We start from the raw sequence: 24,217 nt of genomic DNA, 5'->3' as shown, positions 1-24,217 counted from the left end.
GTACTCACTGGCCCTGTGCGAGCTTGTCCACCTTGGCCGCGGCGTCCTTGAGGGCCGCGGCGAGGTCACCCTTGCCGAAGATGACGGCCTTGGTGTACGCATCGCGGAACGTCTGCCAGACTTCCACGGAGTTGGGCACGTTGGGTGCCTCGATGGTGTGCTCCGCCTGCTGCGCGAACACCTGGTAGTCCTTGTGCGAAGCGAAGTAGGACGGATAGGCGCTCGCCAGATCGGCGCGCATGGGCATCTGCCCGGTCGCCTCCAGCAGCTTGCCGTCCTGCTCCTTGCTGGTGGCGAACTTCATGACGTTCCAGGCCGTCCCGCGGTTCTTGCAGGAGGTGTACATGCCGATGGACTTCTCGTCGCTGAAGGTGCCCTTGCCGGCGGCGCCGTCGGCGGTGGGGACCGGTACGGCGCCCCACTTGACCTTGTCGCCGTAGACGGAGATCGCCCAGGGTCCGACGGTGGCCATGGCTGCCTTGCCGTCGGCGAAGGCGTCGCCGTTGTACTTCTCGTTCGGCGCCAGGCCCTCGGCATACATGGTCTTCCACAGCTGGGCCGCCCTGATGCCGTCGGCCGAGGCGAACTGCGCCTTGCCGTCCTCGACCAGCTGCTTGCCGGACTGCGCCGTGAACATCGGGTAGTAGTCGAACCAGGACTGGTAGAACTCCGAGGACGGAGCCGGCCAGATCGCGGCCTTGGCGGCCTTGGCCGCGACCAGCTTGCGCGAGGTGTCGAGGAAGTCCTGGTAGCTGGAGAGCTTGGGGTGCTCCGGGTCCAGTCCGGCCTTCTTGAACAGCTCCTTGTTGTAGAAGATCATCACCGGGTTGCTCTTCCACGGCATCTGGTAGTACTTGCCGTCCGGCGACGCGTACTGCGACAGCCTGCCGCCGACACGCTCCTGCAGGTACTTCTTGCCGTCGGGGAAGTCGTCGAGCGGAACGAGGCCGCCCTGCTTCTGGAACCCGGGCACGGCGGCCGGCGCGGTGTTGAGGATCAGGCAGGGCGCGTTACCGGCGGTGATCGCCGCGCCGATGACCTCTTCGGAGCTCTTGCCCGCGGGGATCTCCTGGGCGGTGATCTTCTCCTTGGGGTGGGCGGCGTTCCACTGCGCCACCATCTTCTTGCCCCACGCGACTTCCTGCGCGTTGTTGGAGTACCAGATCGTGATCGGGCCGTGGGAGTCGTCGGAGACGCCGGAGTCGGATCCGCCGCTGCCGCACGCACTGAGCGTCAGGGCGGCCACCGGCAGCAGGGCGAAAAGGGCCTTCTTCATTGGAGGTTCCGTTTCTTGCTGGGGAATCGCTTGCGGTACGGCTCGGCCGGTACGTGCCTGCCCGGCACCGTCCGTCCCGGGGGTGCGGGGCGCACCGGCACGCCGCGGGTCTCAGCGGACCGGCGCAGGGCCGGTGGAGGCTCGCACCACGAGGGCGGCGGGCTCCAGCTCCACGTCGGCGGTGGTGCCGGTCTCGATCAGTTCCACCAGTGCCTGGGCGGACGCCCGGCCCCAGGAGACGGGGTTGGCGCGGCAGGTGGTCAGCGGGGGGCTGGTGTAGGAGGCGAGCGGTACGTCGTCGAAGCCGACCACCGACAGGTCTTCAGGCAGGCGCAGTCCGGCGTCCTGGGCGACCGCCATCCCGGCCGTGGCCGAGAGGTCGTTGCCGTAGACGATGGCCGTCGGCGGCGTCGGCCGGTCGAGCAGCATCCGGGTGGCCCGCGCTCCGCCCTCGGCGGAGAAGCCGCCCGGCAGTGACGTCCCCTGGGGCAGGCCGGCTTCGGCGAGGGCGTCGCTCCAGGCCTGGCGGCGCCGCCGGGCGTGCACGAACTCCTCGGGACCGGCTACGTAGGCGATGTCGCGATGCCCGAGGCCGGCGAGGTGGTGTACGGCCTCGCGGACGGCGGGACGGTCGTCGAGGTTGACCGTCGGCAGACCCGTGCCGGCGCCCGCCCCCACGGCCACGGCCGGGAGGCCCAGTTCGGCGACCAGCGCCGGACGTGAGTCGCCGGTGCGCAGGTCGGTGAGGAGCACGCCGTCCACGCGGCGGTCGGCGGCGAGCCTGCGGTAGGTGTCCACTTCGTTTCCGGGACGGCTCATCTGCAGCATCAGACCGTCGCCGGTCTCCGATATGACCGTCTCGATGCCCGCCATGAAGGCGGGAAAGAATGGGTCGGTGCCGATGAGCTCGGGCTCACGTGTCAGGACCAGTCCGACCGCGCGGGCTCGGCCCGTGGACAGCGCACGGGCGCTGGAGCTCGGTGTCCACCCCAGCTCCTCGGCCGCGGACCGGACGCGCTGCTGGGTGTCCGCGGCCACGCCGGGACGGTTGTTGAGGACGAAGGAAACGGTCGCACGGGAGACCCCGGCCAGTTTCGCCACGTCGGCGATCGTGGGACGTCGCGCCATGCGTGCACCGCTTCCTTCTGAGCAGCCGTGCGGTCCCCCCAGGGCGGCTGAGCAGGCCGGACACCCCGCGACCGCATTTTCCGGGCACCGGCGAGGAGGCCGGGACCGGGTGCGGAGCGCGGTGCCGTGCGGGGCACCGAGCCGGCTTTTAAACCGGTTTGAATGGACGATCCGTAGCCTGCGGGTTGGAGTTGCGGAAAGTCAATAGCTCGAAAGAGAGTGCCTTGATTGGCATACATTCCTCCGAGATGGTCATTATGTTCCGTCTGGGCGCAGGTGAGCCGAGGAGGGCACGGCCTTCTGTTTGAGCGCCGATCCCCGCTTCAAACGGCTGTTCTGCCAGGCGTGGTCCGCTCAGGACGCCTTCCGTACGGTGACTGGAGCAGACGGCGCCCCCAAAAGCGTGCAAGACGTACGTGTGCGGGATGGTGACGGCAGCATGCTGGGCCGTCCATGGAGGCGTAGCCGGCTGGATCGGGGCAACGGTCCGGTTCTCTGGACGGATGCGAGCAATGTGGCAGCCCTCCCCTCATCACCGCGTGGGACAATTCTTACCGGGCGCGGGGACAACTCCAGTCCGCGTTGGGGCGTTCGCTCGTCGTACCTCGACGGAAAGCGCGACCGAGTCGAGACACTGTGTCCGCTACCGAGAGGGCGCTGACGATGGCTACGTATGTGCTGATTCCCGGTGCCGCGTCCGGCCCGTGGTACTGGCATCTGCTGGAGGCCGAGTTGCGCGGGCGGGGCCATGACGTGGTGGCGGTGGACCTGCCGTGCGACGACGACTCGGCCGGGCCGGCCGAGTACGCCGACACCGTGGTCGACGCCATCGGCGATCGCGGCGACCTGATCTTGGTGGCCCATTCCTTCGGCGGCTTCACCGCCCCCCTGGTGTGTGACCGGGTGCCAGTCGATTTGCTGGTGATGCTGCAGGCGCAGATCCCGGCGCCGGGTGAGAGCCCAGGCCAGTGGTGGGCCAACACCGGCTACGAGCAGGCCAGGCGCGAACAGGACGAACGCGACGGCAGGGACCCTGACGACGACACCGCCCTGTTCCATCACGACACCCCGTCGGTACTCGTCGCCGAGGCCAGGAAGCGCACGCGCACGCAGTCGGCGACTCCGTTCATGAAGCCATGGCCACTGGCCGCGTGGCCGGACGTGCCAACGAAGTTCCTTCTGTCTCGGGACGACCGTTTCTTCCCCGCCGAGTACATGCGCCGGATCGTGCGGGAGCGCCTTGGCATCACACCGGACGAGCTGCCGGGCGACCACTGCCCCATGCTCGGCCACCCCACAGAACTGGCCGATCACCTGGAGGCATACCGGACCGAGGCGTAACAGCCGCTGGGTTCCACGCTCGCGTTCCACGTCGGCGTCGAGCCGCCGCACGCCACCTTCCCCTGTGTTCCGTCATCTCGGCATCCAGGGCCCGCTCGAGCACGGCCCGGGCGACCGCGGTCTGGTGGGCGCGTGACGTCGCGTCTTGCGACGGTGCCCCCGGTTACGGGGGAGGCGAGCAGCGTCCACTGGTCGATGGAGCCGGGGGGGAGTTACTTGGAAATGTCAATGCCGTATTCCCGGATTTTGCGGTAGATGGTGGCGCGGGATACGCCGAGTGCTCGGGCCGCCTTGTTCTTGTTGCCGCCGGCCTCGATGAGGCTGCGCACCATCGCGTCACGTTCGAGGGATTCCAGGGGTGTGAGCACACGGCGGGCCACGGCCTGGCACTCGGGAGGCAGGTCGCTGGGCTGGACCACGCCCGATCGGCGGCGTTGCGCCACGCTGCTCAGGACCTGCTGCAGTTGGGCGACGTTTCCGGGCCAGGTGTGACGCATCAGCAGCTGCAGGGCCGCGCGGGAGACGGTCAGCCCTGAGGTCGAGTCGATTTTGGCGAGCAGAAAGGGGACGAGTTCGTTCAGGTCGTCGGTGTGATGGCGCAGTGGGGGCACCTCCACCGATGCGGGGAAGAGCCGCAGCACGTCGTCCAGGCCATTGTCGCCGGTGATCGGGTGGTGAGTGGCCGCCACCCACCATTGCCGCCCGGTCTGGTCGGCCAGGCGGCGATGCTGGTGCAGGAGGGTGGCGAAGGCATGGCCGAGGCCGGTGGACAGGCGGTCGATGTGCTGGAGGACCAGGGTGCCGCCGCTGCCTTGCTCCAGTTCCTGCTTCAGGCGGGCGAGGAGGTCCCTTTCGCCGGGGGTCCCGGAGAGGTCCAGGACGTGGAAGCTGCCGGACGGATCGTGGTGGCGGTGCACGGCCCGCAGCAGGGCGAGTTTGCCGGTGCCTGCCTCGCCCTTGAGGGTGATCCACTCGTTCTTCCGGTAGTGGGCGCAGGCAAGTTCACAGGTGCGCCGCCAGGCGGGGGACGAGCCCGCGAGGCCGGGCAGTACGGGCTGGACCGACACAGTGCCGGGCGGCGATGCAGGCCCGGTGAGGCGGACCCTGACCACCCCTCCGGCAGGGCCGGAGGCGGTGTGCACAGGGGCACAGAACATCCGCGCTCTTTCCCCGCCGGGGAGAGCCACGTCGATCGTGACACGCTTGCTGCCCAGCATCGCCTCGGCCGCGGTGGTGAGCAGCGCGGCCTGGTCGGAGGCGCTGAGGACCTTGCGGGCGTGGTCGTTCAGCATGACCACGTCGTTGTTGAGCGCGAACACGATGCCGCCGCTGTGCTGACAGGCCCGCAAGTACTCCTGGAACAGGGCGAATTCCCGCAACCCGGTCAAAGTGGTGAGCTCTTGCTCGATCTGCTGGGCGGTGGTCTTGGCCAGTGCCAGCAGCAAGGGGGAGGCGTCATGGCTCCAGCAGGTCAGGTCGAACACCCCGAGGAGACGGCCGGAGACCGGGTGGCGCACCGGTACCCCGGCACAGCTGAGATCCTCCAGGTCCTCGGCGTAGTGCTCGGGTCCGAACACGCCGGTGGCCTGGCCGCCCTCCAGGGCCGTGCCGATGCCGTTGGTGCCCACGAACCGTTCCGCGTAGGAGAAGCCGGGAGCGAGTTGAACCTGGTCCAGGCGCTGTTCGAGCCGGCTGTCGGTGGTGCGCCGGTCCAGCACCGTGCCGGAGGGATCGGTGAGGATGAGACTGACCGGTTCGTCGCTCATCTGCTCCCGCAGTCGTTGCAGGATCGGGCCGGCCCCGCGGACCAGAGGCGTGTCGAGGTTGGGGTCCTTCACATACGGCAGGCGCAGGTGGTCGGCGGTGATCTTCCAGGTTCGCGACCGCCACCAGGAGGCCGCGATGGTCTGGCGCACATGGTCGGTGTCCACGGTTCCGGCGCTCAGGAACCGCTCGCGTGCCGCCGCGAGTTCTCGGGCGTCACGCAACCTGTGGCGGGCCCCGCCGACTGCCTGCTCGCTGCCCTCACGCCGGTCGCTGGTCATCGTCACTGGCCCTCCTCGGTGGGTGCCGTGCGGGAGAAGCCGTTCGACGGCCCTGGCGGACGGAAGAGGAACCGCGCGGCGGGAGGAGGAGAGGAGTACCGGGTGCCCGGCGCCGCCGGATGCGCCCCGGGCGCGGGGGCCCGGCTCCCTCGATCGTGGGCCACGGGGCATGGCCGTCCGTTCCGCCCGAAGAGATGCGGCGGGTGAATGCGATAATTCCCGGAATTCCTCACCAGTAGCAGATCTGCGGCGTAGACCAAGGCCACCAGAGCCCCTTTTTACTTCGAGCGTACCCGGAGCGTGACGGGTGCATTGCGAGCATGTAACCAGCCACGGCCTGGCAGGGGAAGGACGCCGGTCGGCGGTTGTCACATTTTGAGACTCCACGCACGGGCCGGATGCGCTGTGATGCTCACACCAGGACGCATCGCCGGGCCCTGCGCCCGCAGGGCTGTCTCGGCGACACGCGGGCGGCCGGAGCGGCGGAGGCGTAGTCGTGGGCGCCATGCCGTGCAGCCGCCCTTCCCCAGGAGGCATTCGTGAGCCGACAAAGTCTCAGCAAGGCGCACAAGAAGATCACCGAACTCTCGTGGGAGCCGACCTTCGCCACCCCGGCGAAGCGGTTCGGAACCGACTACAAGTTCGACAAGGCCCCGAAGAAGGACCCGCTCAAGCAGATCCTGCGCTCCTACTTCCCGATGGAGGAGGAGAAGGACAACCGCGTCTACGGCGCGATGGACGGCGCCATCCGCGGCAACATGTTCCGGCAGGTGCAGGAACGGTGGATGGAGTGGCAGAAGCTGTTCCTGTCGATCATCCCGTTCCCGGAGATCTCCGCGGCCAGGGCCATGCCGATGGCGATCGACGCGGTGCCCAACCCTGAGGTCCACAACGGGCTCGCGGTGCAGATGATCGACGAGGTGCGGCACTCGACGATCCAGATGAACCTCAAGCGCCTGTACATGAACCACTACATCGACCCGGCCGGGTTCGACATCACCGAGAAGGCCTTCGCGAACAACTACGCGGGCACGATCGGCCGGCAGTTCGGCGAGGGGTTCATCACCGGTGACGCGATCACCGCGGCCAACATCTACCTCACGGTCGTCGCCGAGACCGCGTTCACCAACACCCTGTTCGTGGCCATGCCCTCGGAGGCCGCGGCCAACGGCGACTACCTGCTGCCCACCGTGTTCCACTCGGTGCAGTCCGACGAGTCCCGGCACATCTCCAACGGCTACTCCATCCTGCTGATGGCACTGGCCGACGAAGAGAACCGCAAGCTGCTCGAGCGGGACCTGCGCTACGCGTGGTGGAACAACCACTGCGTCGTGGATGCCGCGATCGGCACCTTCATCGAGTACGGGAGCAAGGACCGCCGCAAGGACCGGGACAGCTACGCGGAGATGTGGCGTCGGTGGATCTACGACGACTACTACCGCAGCTACCTGATCCCGCTGGAGAAGTACGGTCTGGTCATCCCTCACGACCTGGTCGAGGAGTCGTGGAACCGGATCTACAACAAGCACTACGTGCACCGCGTCGCCCAGTTCTTCGCCACCGGATGGCCGGTCAACTACTGGCGCATCGACCCGATGACCGACCAGGACTTCGAGTGGTTCGAGGAGAAGTACCCCGGCTGGTACAACCAGTTCGGCCGCTGGTGGGAGGAGTACAACCGGCTGCGCTACCCGGGCCGCAACAAGCCGATCGCCTTCGAGAACGTCGGCTACGAATACCCGCACCGGTGCTGGACCTGCATGGTGCCCTGCCTGGTCCGCGACGACATGGTGGTCGACCAGGTCGACGGCCAGTGGCGGACGTACTGCTCGGACACCTGCCACTGGACCGACAAGGTGGCCTTCCGCCCCGAGTACGAGGGCCGGCCGACCCCGAACATGGGCCGGCTGACCGGCAAGCGCGAATGGGAGACGCTGTACCACGGCCGGGACCTGGCCGACATCATCTCCGACCTCGGGTACGTCCGCGACGACGGCAGGACCCTCATCCCGCAGCCGCACCTGGACCTGGACGACCCGAAGAAGCTGTGGACCCTCGACGACGTGCGCGGCATCGCGTTCAACAGTCCCAACGTACTGCTGAACGAGATGTCCGACGCCGAACGTGAGGCACACGTCGCGGCGTACAAGGCGAACCCGAACGTCACTCCGGCGGCCTGACGGCCCTTCCAGACCGGCTCCCGCCGCGGCCCGTGGCCGCGACGCGTCGCGGCGGGAGCCCCTCATCGTCAAGGAGCGGCATCATGGCCGACACGCACAAGGTGCGATTCGAACCGGTAGGCATAGAGATCGAAGCCGACGAGGACGAAACCGTGCTCGATGCCGCGTTCCGGCAGGGTGTCATGCTTGTCCACGGCTGCAAGGAAGGCCAGTGCTCGGCGTGCAAGTCCTTCCTGCTGGACGGCGACCTGCAGATGGGCCGGTACTCCACCTTCGCCCTGCCCGACTTCGAGAAGGACGAGGGATACGTCCTGCTGTGCCGGTCGCACGTCTACAGCGACACGGAGATCGAACTCGTCAACTACGACGAGGACATGATCAGGTCGGGTCTGCCGGTCACCACCGTGCAGACGGAGGTGGCCCAGCTGACCGACCTCACGCACGACATCAGCCTGGTGCGGCTGAAGCTGCCGGCGGACTCCGGTTTCCGGTTCCACCCCGGCCAGTACGTCGACATCACCATCCCCGGAACCGACGAGCACCGCTCGTTCTCCATGGCCAACCTCTCGGCGGCCGAGGGGATGCTGGAGTTCGTCATCAAGCGCTACCCGGGAGGCAGGTTCTCCGGTCTTCTCGAGGATGGTCTCACCGTCGGCGACCCGCTCGAGGTGACCGGACCGTACGGCACCTTCACGCTGCGCGTCAGCTCCGACCGTCCCCTGGTCTTCGTCGGCGGAGGCGCCGGGATGGCGCCGATCCTGTCGCTGTTGCGCCAGATGGCGGAGAGCGGCAACGAGCGGGAAGCGGTCTACTACTACGGGGCCCGCACCGAAAGCGACCTGTTCCATCTCGAGGAGCTGGCGGACCTCACCCGGGAGCTCGCCCACTTCCGGTTCGTCCCCTGTCTGTCCGACAGCTGGCCGGCCGACTGGGCAGGGGAGAGGGGCCTGGTCACCGATGTCCTGGACCGGCAGGAGCGCGACCTCGCCGGCTGCGACGTCTACCTGTGCGGCCCGCCTCCGATGATCGACGCCGCGCTGCCGCTGCTGGAGGCCACGGGCATCCCCGAGGAACAGGTCTTCTTCGACAAGTTCACCATCACTGCTGCCGCCGACGACTGACCTGCCACCGCACGACAGTCACCTCCACGCCAGACACAGAAAGGTGTGCGTTCATGACCTCATCGGAAAGGACCGCGCCCCGCAGCTTCCCCCAGATCGAGTTCACCGGGGCAGAAGCGGGTCTGAAGGAGTTCCCCAGTTCGAAGAGCCGCTCGTACAACTACTTCACGCCCCAGAAGAAGCGGGCGACGATGTACGAGGACGTCACCGTCGACGTGCAGCCCGACCCGGAGCGGCACCTCTCACAGGGCTGGATCTACGGATTCGCCGACGGCAAGGGCGGCTACCCCCAGGACTGGACCGCACTGCGTTCCGGTGACTGGCACCGTTTCCTTGACCCGAACGAGGAATGGGAACAGACCATCTACCGCAACAACTCCAACGTCGTCCGGCAGATCCAACTGACGCTGGAGAACGCCAAGCAGGCCCGCGCCTACCAGGCCTGGCCGACGGCATGGGTGAAGTTCCTGGAACGGCACCTGGGCGCCTGGATGCACGCCGAGCACGGCCTGGGCATGCACGTCTTCACCTCCGAGCAGCGCTCGGCACCCACCAACATGATCAACACCGCGATCGCGGTGAACAGCGCCCACAAGCTGCGCTTCGCCCAGGACCTCGCCCTGTACAACCTGGACCTCGCGGAGGCGGAGATCGGCTTCGACGGTTCGGTGCACAAGACGGCCTGGCACACCGACCCGGTCTGGCAGGGGGTCCGGGAGAACGTCGAGAGGCTCACGGCCATCGGCGACTGGGCCGAGTCGCTGTTCGCCACCAACGTGGTGTTCGAGTCGCTGGTCGGCGTCCTGTTCCGCAGTCACCTGGTCATGCAGGTCGCGGCGCGCAACGGCGACTACGTCACTCCCACGCTGGTGGGCACCGGGGAGCACGACCACGGCCGTGACCTGCGCTACACCCGGGCGTTGTTCCGCATGCTCACCACCGACGAGAACCACGGCCGGCGCAACCGGGACACTCTGCAGGGCTGGCTGGAGGCATGGACGCCGCTGAGCGTGCGGGCCGCCCACGAATTGCAACCGATCTGGTCGCAGCCGCAGGAGAAGGTGATCACCTTCGCCGACTCCTACGACGCCGCGGTGACGGGCCTAAGCAGCCTGCTGGCCGACCTGAACCTCTCGGAGCCGAAGGGACTGTCGCAGTGATGGTGAACAACGCGAAATTCGGGAGCGACCGGTCGTTCTCGAACCTGTGCGGCGTGACCTTGATGAACAACCAGAACGGTCATGTCGTGGCCGATGTGATGCGCGGCAAGCCGGACGTGTCCGTCCAGGAGTACCCGTCGATGATCCGGGTCGACGGCGTCGGCAAGCTGGTGTTCGACTTCGCCGAGATCACCGAGGCGATCGGGTTCGAATTCGATCAGACGGACTTCGAAGAGATCATGTCGACCCACTACGGCCGGATGGTCCACTTCGACGACAAGACGATGCTCTTCGCCAGCCCGGAGGAAGCGGCGGAGTACATCGACTTCGACCTCCGGCCGGTTCAGTAACACCGACGGCCGCACGTCGGCACCGGCCGGGGCCGGGGAGCGTGAGCGACGCGAGCCGCCAATGCCCGCACTTCCCGGCGCGGCCGACACCACCGATCCTCCGAGCGAGGCAGCAGATGGACAGCGAGGCAGCGCATGGCCGGCAAGGACGACGTGGACGGCTTCGTGGCCCACAGCCATGTCCACCTCCGGGAGACGACGGGCACCGGGCAGGCGCCGGCATGACCCTGGCCACCGTCACCGGCGCACCGGTCACCGGGCCGGCCGAGCAGTCCGCGGGAGTCATCGCCGCTCTGGCCACGGTGCTGGACCCCGACCGCGGCCGGCCCATCACCGAACTGGGTATCGTCCGCCGCGTCAGCATCGACGGCGGGCGGGTGGCGGCGCGGCTGAGGCTACCCGCCCACGTGGGCGGTCCGGACCTCGCCAGGCTGACGGCGGACGACGCCCGCCGGGCGCTCGCCGTGCTGACGTGGGTCACCGACGTGACGGTCGATCTGGAGGACCACTCCGTCCGCGAGGAGACCTGTCATCCTGCGCCCCCCGAGGAGGAGTTCACCGCGGCGTCCCCCCTGCACTCGGGCCCCGGCCAGGCGGAGCGGCCACGCAGCGCCCTCCCGCGCGAAGATCTGCTGGCGGTGCAGGGGCGCCTCGGGCGTCACCTGGTCAGCCGGGGCTGGACCTGCCGCCAGATGGCCGGGGCCTGCCTGAAGGACCTGCCCGGCCGGCTGACCGAAGCCCTCGTGCGTTGCCGCCGGACCCTCGGCCTGCCGGCCGACGACAGCGATCCCGTCTTCATCGACGAACGCGGCCGCGCCGTTCTGGCCGTCGAGATCGAACCGCACCTGCGCCGGTGAACGGCACCGTACGACCCGAACGAAGGCGGAGTCCGCGCCGGACACTCCTCACCCTCCGAACCGGCGGACAGCGCTCGATCCGGCGCGGCTGTTTCGTTCGCGGCAACCGCTGCACCACCTTCACCCCCTGTCTGAAAGGCGGTTACGAGACATGGCCAAGGACCTGCGTTTCAACGTGGAGGCACGACGCCTCCTCGAGGCGGGCGTGAACGCCCTGGCGGACGCCGTCAAGGTGACATTGGGCCCCAAGGGACGCAACGCCGTCATCGAGAGGCTCACCGGCCCGCCGACCATCACCAACGACGGCGTCACCATCGCCCGGGAGATCCAGTTGCGCGACCCGTTCGCGAACATGGGTGCCCAGCTGGTCAAGGAGGTCGCCAACAAGACCAACGGCGTCGCAGGGGACGGCACCACGACCGCCACCGTGCTCGCCCAGGCCCTGGTGCACGAAGGACTGCGCGCGGTGGACGCCGGCGCCAACCCCATGCTTCTCAAGACGGGCATCAACAAGGCGGTCGCCGCTGTGATCGGCGCGCTGCGGGAGCACACCCGGCAGGTCACCGACCAGACGGACCTGGCCCACGTGGCCACGCTCTCGGCCAACAACGACCCCGAGATCGGCGAGACGATCGCGGCCGCGATGGCACGCGTCGGACGCAACGGCGTCGTCACGGTCGAGGAGTCCCCCTCCTTCGGGCTCGACGTCAGCTTCGTCGACGGGGTGGAATTCGACCACGGATACCTCTCGCCGTACATGGTGACCGACAAGGACCGGATGGAGACGGTCTTCGACAACCCCTACATCCTGCTGACCAATGAAAAGATCTCAGCGGTCCAGACCCTGATGCCGCTGCTCGAACAGGTCACCCGCACCGGCAGCCCGCTGGTGATCCTGGCCGAGACCGTGGAGGGGCCGGCCCTGGGCATGCTCGTGACCAACAACGTGCACGACACCTTCAAGTCGGTGGTGGTACGAGCACCGGGGTTCGGTCACCGGCGCGTCGCCGAGCTCGAAGACCTCGCCGCCTTCACCGGCGGACGTGTCGTGACGGGGGACGCGGGCCTGAGCCTGGAAGGGGTCCGGCTGGAGCACCTCGGACGCTGCCGGAAGATCACGGTCACCGAGTCCAGCACCACCCTGGTCGGCGGCGCGGGCTCCGACGAGGCGGTGACCACGCGCATCGAACAGATCAAGCGAGAGCTGGAACGAGCGGAGAACGAACACGACCAGGACCACCTGCAGTTGCGCATCGCCCGCCTGTCCGGCAGCGTCGCCGTCATCCACGTCGGCGCGGCCACCGGTGTGGAGCTGAAGGAGATGCAGCACCGCGTCGAGGACTCCCTGTCCGCCACCCGCGCGGCCATCGAGGAGGGAATCGTCGCCGGCGGCGGAACCGCGCTCGCGCAGTGCGCCTTGGTGCTGACCGGACTGGATGTGGAGGGCGATGCGGCCGCCGGACGGGACATCGTGCGCCACGCCCTCGGCGAGCCGCTGCGGTGGATCGCCATCAACGCGGGCTACGACGGCCGGGAGGTTCTCGACCGGGTCGTCTCCCAGCCGGCCGGATATGGCTTCGACGCGCTGACCGGACAGTTCGGCGACATGTTCGACCTTGGCGTGGTCGACCCCCTGAAGGTCACCCGCTCCGCGCTGCAGAGTGCGGCGTCCATTGCCGCCCTGCTGCTCACCACCGAAACGCTGGTCGTCGAAGAGATCATCCAGAATCCCGGCGCGGTCGTGGCCCCCGGCTTCGGAGACCTGGCAGAGGGTCTGGTCCGGCCGTCGAACATCTACTGACCGGATCACGCCGGCACGCGCCGCAGGGAGGCTACCGCCGTGTTCATGCCCAATCCAGCCCGATCTCGGAGAGGCCACCGGATCGACCCCCTTGCCGCGCAGCACCTGCCACCATCGCAGTGGGCGGCGGCCACGGCCGCCGTCCCGTCCGGCAGCGGCACCGTCTCACTCACGAAGCCCGCCGCGGGCGGGCCCAGCGCGCTCGAGCAGTTGCTGGCCAAGGGGCGGCTGCGTGCCACGCTGGCCATGCTCGGCCCGGCGTTCGTCGCGGCTGTCGCGTACGTCGATCCCGGGAACTTCGCAACGAACCTGCAAGGCGGAGCCCAGCACGGTTACCTGCTGCTGTGGGTGGTCCTGCTGGCGAATCTGATGGCGATGCCGGTGCAGTACCTGTCCGCCAAGCTCGGCATCGCCACCGAGCGCAATCTGCCCGAACTCGTCCGCGAGCACTATCCCCGCGCCGTCGCCCGGGGAATGTGGATGCAGGCCGAGGTGGTGGTGATCTCCACCGACATCGCCGAATTCCTCGGCGCCGCACTCGGGCTGAACATCCTCTTCGGAGTGCCGATGTTGCCCGCGGGACTGATCGCAGGGGCGATCGCGTTCGCGATCCTCGCGCTCCAGAACCGGGGCCACCGCCGATTCGAGCTCGCCATCACCGCCTTGCTGGGCATCATCCTGGTGGGCTTCCTCTACGAGGTGCTGCGCATCGGTCCCTCGGCCCACGAGTCGCTGCGCGGACTCCGGCCCACCTTGCACGGCGCCGACTCCCTGTACCTCGCTGTCGGCATCATCGGCGCCACCGTGATGCCCCACGCCATCTACCTGCACTCCGCACTGACCGGCGGCCGTATGCCGTGCCGGGACGACGCGGAGCGGCGGCGCGTGCTGCGCTTCGAGCGGCTCGATGTGATCGTGGCGCTCGGGATCGCCGGCCTGGTGAACATGGCCATGCTCGCCATGGCCGCCGAACTCTTCCACAGCCCCGCCATGACCGACCTGAACACCATTCCCCAAGCCCATCTGGAACTCGAACGCCTGGCCGGCGGCGCAGCAGCGCTGGCGTTCGCCGTCGCGCTGCTGGTCGCGGGCGTGTCCTCCGCGAGCGTGGGAACCTACACCGGCCAGGTCGTCATGGCAGGCTTCGTCGACGTCCGCGTCCCCCTGCTCCTGCGACGCCTGATCACCATGATCCCGGCGATCGTCATCCTGGCCGTCGGAGTCGATCCCACCGACGCCCTCGTGCTCAGTCAGGTCGTCCTGTCCTTCGGCATACCCTTCGCACTGGTGCCGCTGATCACCCTCACCTCCCGACGTGACGTCATGGGAACCCACGTCAACCGCCGGGCCACCACAGCGGTCGCCTGGGCCATCGCCGCGCTGGTCATCGTGCTGAACGTCGTCCTGCTCCACCATCAGTTCTTCCGCTAGCCGACACCACACCGCCGCCAAGCCGACCGGAGGCGATCCCGCGCACACCGGTCGACCTGGTCGTGGACCGGGAGCCCCGCCTGCCGCCTGCGTCCATGACCAGGAGTCACCTCACACGGAGGATCCGATGTCCCTGACGCTCCATACGCTCGCAGGCCGGGTAGCCGCCTTCGGCGGTCTGGGAAGCGCGACCATGGCCCTGTACATGGCTGCCCTGCGTCGCGTGGACTTCGACCTGATCCCCTCCTCTGCCATGCCCCGAGTCCGCTGGTGGAGCGCCCACGCGCCCATGGCGTTCTTCGTCGGTCTTCTGCTGACCGTCATCGGCCTCGTCCTGCTCGTAGCCACCTGAACGCGTTCTCGTCCCCGCATCGCACAGGTGCGGCACCTGTCGGACCGAGCCTGGCCGGAAGTTGATGAACGCTCTTCGGCCGGGCGGCATTCGGCCGCCCGGCCAAAGAGCGTTCACTGGGCATTCAGGAAGTGCTCACGTCTCCTGGACGGCCATTTCCCCCAGGAGTGACCAATCCTGCTGATCGACGGTCGTGTTGATGATCCGCGGGGTCTCCGCGAGGTGCGGCGGCAGGGTTAGCCGCGCGGCCTTGAAGTGCGCGGAGTTGACGTGCGCGACCCCGGCCTCTTCGTCCTGAAAGGCCTCGACCAGGACGTACTCGGCCGGATTCTCCACAGAGCGTGCCCACTCGAACCACAGGCACCCCGGCTCGCCGCGTGTCGCCTGGGTGAACTCCTGGGTGATCTCGGGCCACCGGTCCGCGTGTGCGGGCTTGACCCGGAACCTTGCAGTAATGAAGATCATCGGATATCTCCTGCGCCGGCCGGCGGCTCACCGCCGGCCGGCCGACAGCGCCTGTTTCCACCGCTCCGGTCGGGACGGAAGGGGGAGGCGTCAGGCATGCGGGACTCAGGGGACCAGGATCGCACGGCCGCGGACGCGGCCGGCGTCGAGATCGTCCAGGGCGTCCTGGAAGCGCCCGAGTGGGTACGTGGTCGTGTGCAGACGGACCTGTCCCCGGGCCGCGAGCGCCATCAGTTCGCACAGGTCGTTGTAGGAGCCGACCAGGTTGCCGATGAAGTTGATCTCGCTGGAGATGATGTCGATGGTCGGCACGTCGATGTTCTCCCCGTATCCGACCACGTGGTAATCGCCCGCGCGGCGCAGCATCCGCACGCCGTCCGAGGTGGCCCCACCCTCGCCGACGAAGTCGAGCACCACCTCGGCTCCCCGGCCGCCGGTCAGGTCGAGCACCTCCTGCACGTGCTCCCCGGTGGCGACGACGCCGTGGTGGGCGCCGATGGACTCCGCCAGCTTCACCGCCTCGGCGCTGCGGTCGACGACGATGACCTCGGCGGCCGTCAGCGCCCGCAGCACCTGCACCCCGATGTGTCCCAGCCCGCCGGCGCCGATGACCACGCAGCGGTGCCCGGGCCGCAGCTTCAGGGCCGCCTTGGCGACGGCGTGGTACGCGGTCAGTCCGGCGTCGGCCAGGGCGGCGACGTCGGCCGGCTCCAGGGAGTCGTCGATGCGGACCACGCTCCGGGCGGAGGTCTTCAGGTACTCGGCGTAGCCGCCGGCCGTGTCGATGCCGGGGAACAGGCTCTGCTCGCAGTGGACGTCGTCCCCGAAGCGGCAGGCCCGGCACAGCCCGCAGGTGATCAGCGGGTGGACGATGACCTTGTCGCCCTCGGCGACGTTGGTGACGGCGCTGCCGACCGCGTGCACCCACCCGGCGTTCTCGTGCCCGATCGTGTAGGGCAGCGTCACCCCGGACTTCTCGGCCCACTGCCCTTCGAGGATGTGCAGGTCGGTGCGGCACACGCCCGCTCCGCCGATTCTGACGACGACGTCGTACGGGCCGGTGACCTGCGGGACGGGTACGTCCGCCATCTGAGGAGGCTGACCGTAGCCGACGACCTGGACTGCTTTCACTGGGGCTCCTTGCGGGGGGAGATGAGGGTGGTGTCTTCGGCGCGGGGGGCCTGGTCGGAGGCGGACTCCGGGTAGCGGGTGCGCAGCAGACCGCGGCAGAAGTGCGCGTTGCCGTCGATCGAGATGCGGATCGAGCGGGCGAAGCGCAGCCGCAGCGGGATCTCGTCCGGCGGACAGGGGCGTCCCTGCTCGTCGACGAGGGCCGGGGCGGAGGGAGCGAGACTCAGCCCCAGGGCCTCGCGGCGACGCAGGAGCGCCTGTGTCGCGGGGCTGTCCGGGAGGGCGGCGAGCGTGACGTCGAGGAGCTCCTCCTCGGTGAGGTCCGGATTCGCCCGCAGCAGGCCGGACAGAACACGCTCCATGGCGGCGGCATGCGCCTTGCGGCGGAAGGTCAGGCGCAGCTCCTCGAGGTCCTCTTCGGCCTCGTCTCCGAATGTGCCGCGGTAGCCGGCGTCGGTGGCCAGGCCGCGATTGATCAGGTCGGAGTCGTGGTGGTCGTCGAGCAGGACCGTGACCGCCCCGGCGTCCGGCAGGGCGTCCAGGGCGTCCTTGGCGTCGGACGCCATGAGGTAGGCGAAGTTGGGTGAGCAGAAGGAGGTCGGCAGCCGCAGGTGCACCGTCAGCCGGTGATCGGGGCCCGTCTCGATGGACCGTACGAAGCCGAGGTCGGTGATCGGCTCGTCCAGCTCGGGGTCGAAGACACTGCCGAGCGCCTTCCTGGCCCGCTGCTCCAGTGAGCGGCTGGACACGCCCGTGGACGTGCGGGCGGGCATGTCATGCCTCCCCGGGCTGTGCGGCGACGGAGGCGGCCCCGGCCGGGCCCGAGGCCGAGGAAGTGCCTGCGGCCGGGGTGGTGGCTGCGGCCGCGCCGGGAACCGGGATGCCGTACATGGCCGCCGCGTTCAGGCCGAGGATCTTCTTCTTCTGCTCGACGGTGAGCGGCGGGTACTCGTTCTGCATCTCCTCGGGGATCTGGAAGTCCACGAACCGCTCGATGAGCCACTTGGGCGTCCAGAGCGCGTAGTCGCTGGAGAACTGGATGCGGTTCTCGTCCAGCCAGTACAGCAGCTCGCCGATGATCTGCGCGAAGTAGCGCGGACGCGTGTGGATGAACGGCATGGCGACCGCGAGACCGGCGTGCACGTTGGGCTCCTGGGTGGCGATCCAGCAGAAGTCCTCCAGCCGGGGCAGCCCGCAGTGCTCGACGACGAAGTTCAGGTCGGTGAAGTCCGAGGCCGCCTTGTCGACATCGGCGACGTCGAAGGCGTCCCGGTCCAGCGGCCGGATCGTCGGGCCCTTGTGGATGTGGATGTTCTTGATGCCCAGTTCCTGGCACGCCTCGAGGTAGCGGTAGGTCCATGGGTCGTCCAGCTTGTAGCCGCGCGAGTCGCCCTGCCACTCGGCCGTGTACAGCTTGACCCCCTTGAGCCCGAATCGCTCGGCGTCGCGCCGGAGCTGGTCGAGGCCCTTCTGTTCGTACCGGGGGTCCCAGCAGTGGTTGTACGTCAGCTTGTCGGGATGCCGCCGGGCCAGCGCGAAGGCCTCCTCGGTCTGCCCGAAGCCGTTGCGGTAGAAGGCGCTGAGCAGGGCAGGCTGGAAGATCGCGTGATCGACGTACCCCTCGACGAACAGATCCTTCATCAGACGCTCGGCACCGTAGTAGAGGTACTCCTCGTACGGCCACAACTCCGATTCCGGACTCAGGTTGCGGTGGTAGTCGTAGAAGCAGTCGATGAACTGCCTGCCGTGAATGTTGAGCTGGTTCTCAGGGCGCGCGTCCCACAGTGCGATGTGCGCGTCCACGATGAAGTAGTTCTCGCCGTCCTTGCTGTACACCAGGGCCTCCCTGTTGCAATGACCACGCTTCGTGGAAGCACGCTAGGCAGCCCTCATCCCTCCCGGAAGCCAGCGGGATGTCTCATTTTGAGGCATTGCGAAAGGGCCGTGCATCTCGACGGGTACGTCGGCGAAGGGCGCTACGGGAACGGCAACTCCGGCTCGGCGGAGACAGCGATCCAGTGGGCCTCCCAGCACAGTGATCGACCCACTGCTGCCCGAGGTGGGGCGCCGGATGCGACATCCGGGACGCAAGAGGTATCCGGACCGTCTGGTTTTCCAGGGCATCGAGTTCTTTTCGACCTGGCGGGTTGCGTCACCGTCCGCCTGGGCGGCGAGGGCGGCCAGGAAGGCGTGGGCGAGCATGGCGAGTGTGATGTGCGGTGCGCCGGCTGGGGACCGGGCTGCCTGGGTATTCGGCAGCAGGTCGACCGGGCCGGGTGTCGTCACGATCCGACCTCTGCCTCCGCGGCGGATGCGGCTTCCTGGGTCGCTGCCGTGGTTCGGTGGGCGGCGTGGCCACCGCGTCGGTGGAGCGGGGCGAGAATGGCCAGGCCCCCGATGAGGACGACGACGAAGAAGGCGCCGAAAGCGGTGGCGCCGGTCAGCAGTCCGGGCATCAGCCCGTGCGCGGTCACGACGGCGCCGAGGGCCGGCGCCCCGACGCCCTGCGCGATGTAGCCGATGAGGTATCCGCCGGACACCATGCTGGCCCGGTGGTGCGGAGCGGCGTACCGGCTGAAGACCGTCAGCCCGCCGGCGAAGTCGAAGGCATAGGCGGCACCGGCCACCGCCGAGGCGAGGAAGAAAAGGGCCAGCGAGTGCACCAGGCCCGTGACGACGAACAGCCACACCGCTGCGAGTGACCCGATCGCCCCGAGGACGACCAGGAGCCAGACCTGGATACGCCGGGCCACGAGCGCGAACAGGGTGATGCACGCCGCGAAGACCGACAGCAGCGCGCCTGTCACCAGGGCGTTGGTCGAACCGGCGAGCTGTTGGGCGATCTTGGCGCCGAGCGGCAGCACGATCGCCCCGAGCAGGAACGACGAGGCGAAGGCGATCGAGCCGGCCACGAAGACGACGCGGCTGCCACGGGGAATGACGATCGTCCGGATGCGCCACGGCTCCCTGGCCTCGTCCCGGGTGTGGCGGGGCAGGCACAGGACCAGGCCGGCCACGGCCGCGATCGCGGCGGCCAGGACGAAGAAGCCGAGGTGGAGGGGGAAGGGCGCGTACTGGGTCAGGGCGCCGCCCAGCACCATCGCCAGGCCGATGCCCAGGGCCGATATGGCTGTGCTGATGGCGCCGGCGCGCTTCTCCTGACCCGGTGCGCTGAATTCGACCATGGCCACGTTGGCGGGGCTGATGGACAGCCCGACACCGATTCCCATGAAAGCGCGGCCGACCAGGAGCCACGCGACGTCACCGGCGATGGCGAAGAGCAGCGCACCGATCAACTCGGCGGCGAGCCCGATCAGGATGGAGGCACGTCTTCCGATGTGGTCGGAGAGGTCACCGAAAACGATCAGAACCGGGATCAGGGTGATCGGATACGCGGCGAAGATCCACGCGACGGTTGTGGCCGAGACTCCCCATTCGGCCTGGTAGAGCGGGTAGGTCATGGTGGGGCAGGCGCTGGTCCACAGCGCGAGTGCCACCACGGCGCCGGCGGTCCAAAAGCTGGCACGTGTTCCGAGGAGCGGCACTGGGCCTCCAGTGAGTGACAAGGGGTTCGGGATCGCCGACCCGGCTGAATATCGCAAAACAACTTAGCTACCTGGGTAGCTCACTGCAACTCAACGCTATGCTGGAGGCATGACCAAGACGCTCGGCAAGGACTCGACCTGCTCCATCGCCCGAAGCCTCGAGGTGCTCGGCGACACCTGGACCCTGCTGATCATCCGTGAGGCAGTGGTGGCGCATTCGTCCCGGTTCCAGGAGTTCCGGGAGGCGCTGGGGATCGCACCGAACATCCTCGCCAAGCGGTTGGCGCTGCTGGTCGAGGAGGGGCTGATGGAACGGCGCAGCTACCGGGAACCGGGGGAGCGGGCCCGCGACGAATACGTCCTCACCGAGGCCGGGCGCAGCCTGACCGTGGTCATGGGGGCGCTGGCGGCCTGGGGGCGGAGTTATCGTCCGCGCCCGGACAGCACCTCGCCGCGGTTCATGCTGGAGGACTCGGGGCGGACGGTGCAGTTGGCATTCGTCACCGAGGACGGCGACAGGGTGCCGCCAGGGGAGCTGACGGCGCGGCGAACCGCCGATATCCGGCTCGGGTGAGCCGTGGGGCGCACTTCCCGGGTGGGGAGCGCCACGTGGCCGCGCGGCCCTGGGACGTCCATCGGCTCGGTCCGCTCGGGCCGCTCGTTCGTGCCCGGTGGCCGGGGCGTGCACGACCGGAGGCGACGGCGGTGGGCGTCACAAGGCCGCAAGCCGTCATGGCATGGCCGTCGGCACCCTGAGAGGAGCGCGGATGGCCCTGCATGTGACGCCGCCTGAGCGGCACCGCCCACGAGAACGATGTCGGCGTCGCCCGTCTCGATCGTGCCGGAGCCGGCCATGGCCGTGCGCAGGCTCGAGCCACACAGCCGGTTGACCGTCGTGGCCGCTCTGCCGGCCGGCAGAGCGGCCATCCGGCCGACGTGGAGGTGACAACGTAGGCGTCCGCGATGCACAGGGCTCCCGCGCTGTTGGGCGAGGTGTTCGCTGTGCTGGGCCGACCCGCCCTGGCTCCACGCGGCCTGACCGGTTACTCGTCCCCTGGCTTCATGTGTTCGGCGTCGATCCGAGCGGTCGCCCCCGTCTCCACGATGGTGCGGGTGGCATCCACGGACGCGTAGGTCCACAGGATCCGCATAGGCTCGGTCGCGGAGGCGTTGCGGAAGCGGTGGGGGGTGCCGGCGGCGACGTAGGTGGTGTCGAGGCGAGTCAGCCGGTGCTCGGTGCCGTCGATGTCGGCGATTGCGCAGCCGTCGAGGATGACCACGCTCTCGGCACAGTTGTGGGTGTGCAGGGGAATGCCCGCACCGGGCGCGAACAGGGTGATTCCGTTGAGGAAGACCTGTGCGCCGAGCGCTCTGGTGACCAGAGGTGTGGTGCTGGCCCCGCCGCCGCGCTCGAAGCCGGGCAGACCGGCGGGGTGCAGCACGGCCGGAGGGAAGGTGCCGCAGCGGTGGCCGGACGCGGACTTTTCACGCGAACCGTTCGTGTTCGGGGCAGTCATCGGGGAGTTGCTCCCTTCGAGGAGGGACGGCCGGCCGTGGCGGGGCCGATCCATACGGTCTTCACGTTGACGAACTCGCGGATGCCTTCGACGCCCAGTTCACGGCCGTAGCCGGACTTCTTGATGCCGCCGAAGGGCAGTCGTGCATCGGATGCCACCATGCCGTTGACGAAGACGGCCCCCGCGTCCAGCCGGCGCACGAGTGTCCGGGCCCGGCTCAGGTCGCCGGTCCACAACGTGGCGGCCAGCCCGTACTCCGTGCGGTTCGCCAGGGCGATGGCCTCCTCGGCGGTGGCCGCCCGGGTGATGGCGGCGACCGGGCCGAAGGTCTCCTCGTCGAAGGCGGGCATGCCTGGTGCGACGCGGTCGAGGACGGTCGGCGGGTAGAACCAGCCGGCGCCGTCCACCGCCCGGCCGCCGAGCTTCAGCTCGGCCCCCGTGGCGATGCTCCGTTCGACCTGATCGTGGAGCGTCTCGCGCAGGTCGGCGCGTGCCATCGGACCGATGTTCGTGGCGTGGTCCGTCGGATCCCCGACGACGAGGGCCTGCGCGCCCCGGGTGAACGCGGCGGCGAACTCCTCGGCCACGGCCTCCTCGACGATGAACCTCTTGGCGTTGACACAGCTCTGCCCGGCGTTGACGAACCGGGAGGCGACGGCGGTCGCGGCGGCCTGTGCCACGTCCGCGTCGGCCAGGACCACGAACGGATCGGAGCCGCCGAGTTCCAGGACCTGCTTCTTCAGTGCGGCGGCCGCCTGGGACGCGACGATCGCGCCGACCCCGGTGGAGCCGGTGAGGCTGACCGCTGCGATGCGCGGGTCGGCCACGATACCGGCGACCCGGTCGACCTCGATCAGCAGGGTGCGGCACAGACCCTCGGGCACCCCGGCCTCCCGCATCGCCCGTTCGACGGCGAGAGCGCACTGCGGCACGTTGTTGGCGTGTTTGAGCACCACCGCGTTGCCGGCGGCGAGGGCCGGTGCGGCGCAGCGGACGAACTGCCAGAAGGGGTAGTTCCACGGCATCACCGCGAGCACCACGCCCAGGGGGTCGTACACCACGGCGCTTTCGGCGGCGTCCGAGTCCACGGGGCGGTCCGCGAGTTGGTCGGCGGCGTGCTCGGCGTAGTACTCGCAGGTGACGGCACACTTCTCGATCTCCGCCTCTGCCTGGCCGATGGGCTTGCCCATCTCGGCGGTGATCAGTCGTGCGTAGTCGTCCTTGTTCTGTCGTAGCACGTCGGCCAGCCGTTCCAGCAGCGGGACGCGTTCCGTCACGGCGCGCCGCCGCCAGTCGGCCTGGGCGGCCAGGGCGCCGGCCAGGACTGCCTCCACCTCCTTTTCCGAGTGCGGTGTGAATCGGGCGAGTTCGCTGCCCGTGGCCGGATTGGTCGAAACGATCACGAGGTGGCCTCCGGTGCGTTCTCGATGGTGTGGCGGACCGCGGCCGCGTACTCCGCGGTGCCCAGGTGACCACCGATGTCGCGGGTCCGGGTGGCGGGATCGTCCAGCACGGCGTCCACCGCGCCGCTGATCAACGCGGCGGCGCGGCGCAGCCGGTCGTCGCCGTCCCGGCGGCCCCGCCAGTCCAGGAGCATGGCGGCGGAGAGGATCAAGGACGTGGGGTTGGCGACGCCCTGCCCCGCGATGTCGGGGGCGGAGCCGTGCTGGGCCTGGGCGACGCAGATCGTGTCGCCGGTGTTGACGGATCCGCCCAGGCCCAGGCTGCCGGACAGCTCCGAGGCCTCGTCCGAGAGGATGTCGCCGAACATGTTGGTGGTGACGACCACGTCGAACCGCCCGGGGTTGCGGATCAGCAGCGCCGCGGTGGCGTCCACGATCAGCTCCTCGAACTCGATGTCGGGGAACTCGGCCGCGACCTTGCGCACCTCGCGCAGGAACAGCCCGTCGGACAGCTTCACGACGTTGGCCTTGTGGACGGCCGTGACTTTGCGGCGGCGGCCCCTGGCCAGTTCGAAGGCGGCCCGAGCGACTCTCGCACTGGCCCGGGCGCTGACCTTGCGCACCGACAGCGCGAGGTCCGGGTCGGGCATGAACTCGCCGCTGCCCGCGTACATGTTGCGGTCGGAGTAGAAGCCCTCAGTGTTCTCCCGCACGATCACCAGGTCCATCGGGGTCCGCAGGACGCTCAGTCCGGGACGGGAGCGGCAGGGGCGGACGTTGGCGAACAGTTCGAAGGTGGTGCGCAGCTCTGCCGAGGGGTTGATGCCGCCTTCGGCGCGCGGGGGGTATTCGTAGTGCGAGACGGGGCCGAGCAGCACGCCGTCCATCAGGGGCACGCGTCGCAGCACGGCGTCCGGCAGTGTGGTGCCGGACGCCGCCAGGGAGGCGAGGCCGATGTCGTGGGTCTCGTAGGCGAGGCCGAGACCGAGCCGCTTGTCGACGGTCTCGAGCACATCGAGTGTCGCCCCGGTGATCTCGGGGCCTATGCCGTCGCCGGGCAGGACCAGGATCTTCACGGACTGCCTTTCCTGGAAGGGTCGTTGACGTGCCGGTT

The 24,217-nt window shown here is 68.8% G+C and carries 21 protein-coding genes and 1 pseudogene; 10 read left to right on the top strand and 12 right to left on the bottom strand.

Features of this window, described 5'->3' with window-relative positions:
• Positions 1-4: 4 nt before the first annotated feature.
• Together R2S09_RS31890 and R2S09_RS31885 are read right to left on the bottom strand one after the other, a co-directional pair.
• Positions 5-1,276 carry an extracellular solute-binding protein gene (locus R2S09_RS31890; protein WP_316744760.1) on the bottom strand — a complete coding sequence of 424 codons (1,272 nt, stop codon included), beginning with the start codon at positions 1,274-1,276 and terminating at the stop codon, positions 5-7.
• 111 nt (positions 1,277-1,387) lie between these two features.
• Positions 1,388-2,404 carry a LacI family DNA-binding transcriptional regulator gene (locus tag R2S09_RS31885; protein WP_306192377.1) on the bottom strand — a complete coding sequence of 339 codons (1,017 nt, stop codon included), beginning with the start codon at positions 2,402-2,404 and terminating at the stop codon, positions 1,388-1,390.
• 663 nt (positions 2,405-3,067) lie between these two features.
• On the opposite strand from R2S09_RS31885, the gene R2S09_RS31880 reads away from it, so the two are divergent.
• Entirely contained in the window at positions 3,068-3,745 is a 678-nt protein-coding gene (locus tag R2S09_RS31880) for an alpha/beta hydrolase (RefSeq protein WP_316744757.1), read from the top strand.
• Between the two features lie 212 nt (positions 3,746-3,957).
• Here R2S09_RS31880 and R2S09_RS31875 read toward each other — a convergent pair whose 3' ends face one another.
• The gene (locus tag R2S09_RS31875; protein ID WP_316744776.1) at positions 3,958-5,790 is read right to left on the bottom strand and encodes a helix-turn-helix domain-containing protein; all 1,833 of its coding nucleotides are present in this window, start codon (positions 5,788-5,790) and stop codon (positions 3,958-3,960) included.
• Between the two features lie 539 nt (positions 5,791-6,329).
• Here R2S09_RS31875 and R2S09_RS31870 point away from each other — a divergent pair.
• From R2S09_RS31870 to R2S09_RS31835, 8 genes are all read left to right on the top strand, one after another.
• Positions 6,330-7,970, top strand: coding sequence for a methane monooxygenase (locus tag R2S09_RS31870; protein WP_306192380.1), 1,641 nt, complete (start codon positions 6,330-6,332; stop codon positions 7,968-7,970).
• A gap of 83 nt (positions 7,971-8,053) precedes the next feature.
• Entirely contained in the window at positions 8,054-9,091 is a 1,038-nt protein-coding gene (locus tag R2S09_RS31865) for an FAD-binding oxidoreductase (protein ID WP_306192381.1), read from the top strand.
• A gap of 53 nt (positions 9,092-9,144) precedes the next feature.
• Positions 9,145-10,251: an aromatic/alkene monooxygenase hydroxylase subunit beta gene (locus tag R2S09_RS31860; RefSeq protein ID WP_316744754.1), complete on the top strand. Its 1,107-nt coding sequence runs from the start codon at positions 9,145-9,147 to the stop codon at positions 10,249-10,251.
• Positions 10,251-10,601 (top strand): propane 2-monooxygenase effector subunit MimD, encoded by a 351-nt coding sequence (gene mimD / locus R2S09_RS31855; protein ID WP_399145127.1) that lies wholly within the window; start codon positions 10,251-10,253, stop codon positions 10,599-10,601. Before R2S09_RS31860 ends, mimD begins: the two co-directional genes overlap by 1 nt.
• Positions 10,602-10,822: 221 nt before the next feature.
• A complete protein-coding gene (locus tag R2S09_RS31850; protein ID WP_316744750.1) occupies positions 10,823-11,458 on the top strand; it encodes an iron-sulfur cluster assembly protein in 636 nt (211 codons plus the stop codon).
• A gap of 151 nt (positions 11,459-11,609) precedes the next feature.
• Positions 11,610-13,259, top strand: a complete 1,650-nt coding sequence (gene groL, locus R2S09_RS31845) for a chaperonin GroEL (protein WP_306192385.1) — start codon at positions 11,610-11,612, stop codon at positions 13,257-13,259.
• A gap of 45 nt (positions 13,260-13,304) precedes the next feature.
• Positions 13,305-14,690, top strand: coding sequence for an Nramp family divalent metal transporter (locus tag R2S09_RS31840; protein WP_306192386.1), 1,386 nt, complete (start codon positions 13,305-13,307; stop codon positions 14,688-14,690).
• Positions 14,691-14,817: 127 nt separating this feature from the next.
• Positions 14,818-15,042 carry a hypothetical protein gene (locus tag R2S09_RS31835; RefSeq protein WP_306192387.1) on the top strand — a complete coding sequence of 75 codons (225 nt, stop codon included), beginning with the start codon at positions 14,818-14,820 and terminating at the stop codon, positions 15,040-15,042.
• A gap of 135 nt (positions 15,043-15,177) precedes the next feature.
• Here the strand turns inward: R2S09_RS31835 and R2S09_RS31830 are convergent, their stop codons facing one another.
• The 5 genes from R2S09_RS31830 to R2S09_RS31810 form a co-directional block, all read right to left on the bottom strand.
• Positions 15,178-15,507 carry a putative quinol monooxygenase gene (locus R2S09_RS31830; protein ID WP_306192388.1) on the bottom strand — a complete coding sequence of 110 codons (330 nt, stop codon included), beginning with the start codon at positions 15,505-15,507 and terminating at the stop codon, positions 15,178-15,180.
• 105 nt (positions 15,508-15,612) lie between these two features.
• On the bottom strand, positions 15,613-16,638 hold the full coding sequence (locus tag R2S09_RS31825; protein WP_316744747.1) for an NAD(P)-dependent alcohol dehydrogenase: 1,026 nt from the start codon (positions 16,636-16,638) through the stop codon (positions 15,613-15,615).
• Positions 16,635-17,411 carry an iron-sulfur cluster assembly protein gene (locus R2S09_RS31820; RefSeq protein ID WP_316744745.1) on the bottom strand — a complete coding sequence of 259 codons (777 nt, stop codon included), beginning with the start codon at positions 17,409-17,411 and terminating at the stop codon, positions 16,635-16,637. Before R2S09_RS31820 ends, R2S09_RS31825 begins: the two co-directional genes overlap by 4 nt.
• A gap of 1 nt (position 17,412) precedes the next feature.
• A complete protein-coding gene (locus R2S09_RS31815) occupies positions 17,413-18,474 on the bottom strand; it encodes an amidohydrolase family protein (RefSeq protein ID WP_316744744.1) in 1,062 nt (353 codons plus the stop codon).
• 446 nt (positions 18,475-18,920) lie between these two features.
• Positions 18,921-20,138, bottom strand: a complete 1,218-nt coding sequence (locus R2S09_RS31810; protein WP_316744743.1) for an MFS transporter — start codon at positions 20,136-20,138, stop codon at positions 18,921-18,923.
• Between the two features lie 154 nt (positions 20,139-20,292).
• Between R2S09_RS31810 and R2S09_RS31805 the strand changes: the two genes are divergently transcribed.
• Positions 20,293-20,757, top strand: a complete 465-nt coding sequence (locus tag R2S09_RS31805) for a helix-turn-helix domain-containing protein (protein ID WP_306192393.1) — start codon at positions 20,293-20,295, stop codon at positions 20,755-20,757.
• Between the two features lie 224 nt (positions 20,758-20,981).
• Here R2S09_RS31805 and R2S09_RS31800 read toward each other — a convergent pair.
• The 4 genes and pseudogenes from R2S09_RS31800 to R2S09_RS31785 all read right to left on the bottom strand — a co-directional run.
• Positions 20,982-21,122: pseudogene (locus R2S09_RS31800) on the bottom strand (3-oxoadipyl-CoA thiolase); the annotation flags it as partial.
• A 104-nt stretch (positions 21,123-21,226) separates the two neighbouring features.
• Positions 21,227-21,700, bottom strand: coding sequence for a cupin domain-containing protein (locus R2S09_RS31795; RefSeq protein WP_316744740.1), 474 nt, complete (start codon positions 21,698-21,700; stop codon positions 21,227-21,229).
• The gene (locus tag R2S09_RS31790; protein WP_316744739.1) at positions 21,697-23,103 is read right to left on the bottom strand and encodes an NAD-dependent succinate-semialdehyde dehydrogenase; all 1,407 of its coding nucleotides are present in this window, start codon (positions 23,101-23,103) and stop codon (positions 21,697-21,699) included. The genes R2S09_RS31795 and R2S09_RS31790 overlap by 4 nt, the downstream gene beginning before the upstream one ends.
• On the bottom strand, positions 23,100-24,179 hold the full coding sequence (locus tag R2S09_RS31785) for an isocitrate/isopropylmalate family dehydrogenase (protein WP_316744737.1): 1,080 nt from the start codon (positions 24,177-24,179) through the stop codon (positions 23,100-23,102). Before R2S09_RS31785 ends, R2S09_RS31790 begins: the two co-directional genes overlap by 4 nt.
• Positions 24,180-24,217: the final 38 nt, after the last annotated feature.

The sequence above is a fragment of the Streptomyces sp. MK7 genome, assembly GCF_032658145.1.
GTDB classification, from domain to species: domain Bacteria; phylum Actinomycetota; class Actinomycetes; order Streptomycetales; family Streptomycetaceae; genus Streptomyces; species Streptomyces spiralis.
This window is presented reverse-complemented; position numbering and strand designations above follow the sequence as displayed.